Origin of the sequence: Nitrososphaera sp. AFS (assembly GCF_009898475.1) — an archaeon.
GTDB lineage: Archaea > Thermoproteota > Nitrososphaeria > Nitrososphaerales > Nitrososphaeraceae > Nitrosopolaris.
Genome location: NZ_QURE01000138.1, coordinates 1 through 1,179 on the forward strand (window position 1 = coordinate 1; position 1,179 = coordinate 1,179).

Sequence of the window (1,179 nt, forward strand, 5' to 3'; positions counted from 1 at the left end):
TCTCATTAGTTGCGATAAAGACGGTGACGGATTGCTAGAACAGAATCACAACGAAGATTGGATGGATACTATCCTTAGATCTGGTAAAATAGTTTACAGTCAAGCCTGTTGGCTTCTCGCACTATTCGACTTTGCTGCTCTTTTAGGAAAATTAGGAAGACAAAAGGAAGTTAAGAACTTAAATAAACTGGCAAGGAAAACAATTCAAGCCGTTGAACAAAAATTATGGTCAAATGAAGACGGCTGTTATATCGATATGCAGGACGGTTATCCTACTAGAATCCCCAATAGGATTCTGACGCAACATGTGTCTTTACACTTGGTTGCAGTTACTCAGAGTAAAACAAATGATAGTATAATAATATCACATCAGCTAAATAAGGAAGATAGAAGATTATTACAGCTGCAGAAGGTTAATGAGGACGACCTGCACAGACGAGCTATAAGTACACTGAATAGTATAAGAAATAGATTATGGAATGAGAACTGGCCCCTAGTGACTGAGGTAGAGCTGAAGGCAAGTGGTCCTTGGGTTCTGAAACCATATCAATACCACAATCAAACTTTTTGGCCATGGATTTCAGGGATAGAGATGTTGGCAAGAAGTAGATTTGATCAAATGGAAGAATGTAAAAAGTTACTCTCGAAAATGGATTCTGAGAAAATACACATACACGAGCGCTTTATGAGTGGATAAATCCTAAGACAGAGCAGCCAAGTGGAGCATTCCCATTTCGTACTGGAGTATCAGCTGTGAGAGGTTAGCTCTTTTTGACATACTTTGTAAGTGCAACTAAAATAATACAATAACTAAAGTATAATAACATCGCAATGGTAAGAGAAATACAAATTCAATTACAAATCTTTATCTTACATATTGGGCAACATTACTCGATATAATGACTCCATCAGTACAACATGATTACAAATGCGGGATATGTGCTAAGAACTTTAGAGATAGTCTAGGCGATATGGAGCATCATATGCTATCGAGCATATGCAAAAGGCAAATCTTGCATTTCTCAAGACAGACCGTCAATACAAAAATAAGAAAATTTAGTGCTGCATTGAATAAGGTTTAATCCAGCATCTTCTTCCAAATCTTTAACATGAGCTCGTAAATATGATGGCTACCCCTGGGATATTGATCCATTGTATTACAAAGTAAACCTAGTACTG

1 protein-coding gene is annotated in these 1,179 nt (G+C 37.1%); it reads left to right on the forward strand.

Annotated features, from left to right (window positions below):
- Positions 1 to 697 (forward strand): amylo-alpha-1,6-glucosidase (locus DYY65_RS11460; RefSeq protein WP_255457524.1); only part of this gene is annotated, 697 nt, incomplete at its 5' end.
- Positions 698 to 1,179 lie beyond the last annotated feature (482 nt).